Here is a 2,676-nt window from a genome sequence, read left to right as displayed (position 1 = left end):
CGGCGAGGCGGCCTCCGCCTGGGCCGAGGTCGGTGGCGGCGAGGCCGTGCTGGAGGCGTTCGTCGACTTCGAACGCGAGGTCAGCGTGGTCGCGGCCCGGGGCGTGGACGGCGCGTTCGTGCACTACGGGGTCACCGAGAACCGCCACCGCAACCACGTCCTCGACGTCTCCCTGCCCGGCACGGTGCTCGCCGGCGGTGGTAACGGGCGGGCGGTTACCATCGCCCGGGACATCCTCGAGGCGCTGGACGTGGTCGGCGTGCTCTGCGTGGAGTTCTTCGTCACCCGCGACGGAGACCTGCTGGTCAACGAGCTCGCCCCCAGGCCCCACAACTCCGGGCACTTCAGTGTGGATGCCAGCGTGACCTGCCAGTTCGGCCAGCAGGTGCGCGCCCTGTGCGCGCTGCCCTTCGGCAGCACGGCGCTGTTGCAGCCCGCGGCCATGGTCAACCTGCTCGGCGATCTCTGGTCACAGGGGGAGCCGGACTGGGCCGCGGCCCTCGCCGACGACCGGGTCAAGCTCCACCTCTACGGCAAGGACGAGGCCCGGCCCGGGCGGAAGATGGGCCATATCACCGCCTTCGGCGACGACGCCGACGACGCGGCCCGCCGCGCGGAGGCCGCCCGCGAGCGCCTCGTCGGCTGAGCACGTCGTCCGCCACCCGCCCCGCCGGGGCGGGACCCGAACAACCGAATACCGATCCGGGGAAGCTTCATGTGGTTCCGTAACCTCTGCGTCTACCGCCTCAACGACACCTTCGAGCACAGCGCCGAGGAGCTGGCCGCGCGGCTGGCGGACTTCGCGTTCCAGCCCGTCGCCAGCACCGAGGCCCTGTCCCGGGGCTGGGTGCCGCCGGGCCCGGACGGCGAGGGTCTGGTCTATGCCACCGGCAGCCAGTACCTGGTGTGCCTGCAGGAGGAGTCCCGGCTGCTGCCGGCGTCGGTGATCCGTGAGGCACTGGACGAGCGGGTCGCCGAGCGGGAGGCCGCGGAGTACCGCAAGCTCGGGCGCAAGGAGAAGAACCGCCTCAAGGAGGAGATCACCCTGGAGCTGCTGCCCCGGGCATTCACCCGGGCTAAGCGGCTGTATGCCTGGATCGACACCCGCAACGGCACCCTCGTGGTGGATACGGCCACCTGGCGCCAGGCCGAAGAGGTCACCGAGCTGCTGCGCGCGGCCCTCGGCAGCCTGCCCATCCAGCCGCTGACGGCGGCGAGCAACCCCCAGCCGCTGATGACCGAGTGGCTCTCCCGCCAGAGCGAGCCCTCGGACGTGGAGCTCGGTGACGAGGCGGTCTTCGAGGACCCGCAGAACGAGGGTGCGGAGGTGCGCTGCAAGCGCCTGGATCTGCATGCCAGCGAGATCACTGCCCACATCACCGCGGGCAAGCTGGTGCGCCGCCTGGCCCTGACCTGGGACGAGCGCATGAGCTTCGTGCTCGACGCCGACCTGTCGGTGAAGCGGCTGAAGTTCCTGGACGTGGTCCAGGAGGGGCACGAGGACTTCACCCCGGAGTCCGCCGCCGAGCGCTTCGACGCGGACTTCGCCATCATGACCCTGGAGCTGGGGCGGCTGCTGCCGCGGCTGACGGGGATGTTCGGCGGCGAGCCCGCCACCGGCTGAGGCCTCCCCTCCCGCCTGGGGAAACGCCGGGTGTCTCCCTAGCCGGAGCCGGCGGCGTCCGCCCCCAGCAGCGGCGCGAGCGCCGGCCAGACGTTGTCGAGCAGCCGCGGCTGCGCCTGCGCGTTCGGGTGGATGCCGTCCGCCTGCATGAGCTCCGGGCGCTCGCCGACGCCGGCGAGCAGCTTCGGCACCAGCGGCACGTCCGCGCCGCTGGCCACATCCCGGAAAACCTGCTGGAATCGCTCGATGAATGCCGCGCCGTAGTTGGACGGCAGGCGCACCCCGATGAGGAGCACACGGGCCCCGGCCTGCCGGGCACGCTCGACCATCGCCTCGAGGTTGCGCCGGGTCTCGGCCAGCGGCAGCCCGCGCAGGCCGTCGTTGCCGCCGAGCTCGATGATCACCACGTCGGGGTCGTGGGTCTCCAGCGCCTTCGGCAGGCGGGCGCGGCCGCCGCGGGTGGTGTCGCCGCTGATGCTGGCGTTGACCACCCCGGCGTCGATCCCGCGGGCGGCCAGGCGCTTGCGCAGCAGCGCGACCCAGCCATCCGCCGGGTCCAGACCGTAGGCGGCGCTCAGGCTGTCGCCGACGACGAGTATCGTCGTCTGTGCCGCTGCGGCGGGCGCGGCGGCGAGGAGCATCATCGCAAGAAGGAGTCTGCGGATCATGACGGCCAATCCCGATGGCTGTGTGCTGGTCGCCGAGGGCCTGGGCATGCGCTTCCGCTCGCCGGAAGGCACGATCACGCTGTTCAGCGACGTGGATCTTAACATCCGCCACGGCGAGGCCGTGGCCGTGCTCGGTGCCTCCGGCTCCGGCAAGTCCACCCTGCTGGGGTTGCTCGCCGGTCTGGACCAGCCCAGCGAGGGCCGTGTGCTGCTCGACGGCCACGATCTCTCCCGCCTGGACGAGGACGACCGTGCCGCGGTGCGCGCGGGCCGGGTCGGCTTCGTGTTCCAGGCCTTCCATCTGCTGCCGGGCATGACCGCGCTGGAGAACGTCATGCTCCCGGGCGAGCTGGCCGGGAGCGGCGGTGTGCGCGAGCGCGCGGC

The 2,676-nt window shown here is 72.2% G+C and carries 4 protein-coding genes; 3 read left to right on the top strand and 1 reads right to left on the bottom strand.

Annotated features, from left to right (window positions below; genetic code table 11):
- On the top strand, window positions 1-646 hold a 646-nt coding region (locus G7A99_RS15170; protein ID WP_163141618.1), incomplete at its 5' end, for an ATP-grasp domain-containing protein.
- A 69-nt stretch (window positions 647-715) separates the two neighbouring features.
- Window positions 716-1,624 carry a recombination-associated protein RdgC gene (rdgC, locus tag G7A99_RS15165; protein WP_163141615.1) on the top strand — a complete coding sequence of 303 codons (909 nt, stop codon included), beginning with the start codon at window positions 716-718 and terminating at the stop codon, window positions 1,622-1,624.
- A gap of 38 nt (window positions 1,625-1,662) precedes the next feature.
- On the opposite strand, the gene G7A99_RS15160 is transcribed toward rdgC, so the two are convergent.
- The gene (locus tag G7A99_RS15160) at window positions 1,663-2,292 is read right to left on the bottom strand and encodes an arylesterase (RefSeq protein WP_163141612.1); all 630 of its coding nucleotides are present in this window, start codon (window positions 2,290-2,292) and stop codon (window positions 1,663-1,665) included.
- On the opposite strand from G7A99_RS15160, the gene G7A99_RS15155 reads away from it, so the two are divergent.
- Window positions 2,291-2,676, top strand: a 386-nt coding sequence (locus G7A99_RS15155; RefSeq protein WP_163141610.1) for an ATP-binding cassette domain-containing protein, incomplete at its 3' end; no start/stop codon positions are given. The two genes, G7A99_RS15160 and G7A99_RS15155, sit on opposite strands and share 2 nt — an antisense overlap.

Source organism: Arhodomonas sp. KWT, assembly GCF_010993615.1.
This window is presented reverse-complemented; position numbering and strand designations above follow the sequence as displayed.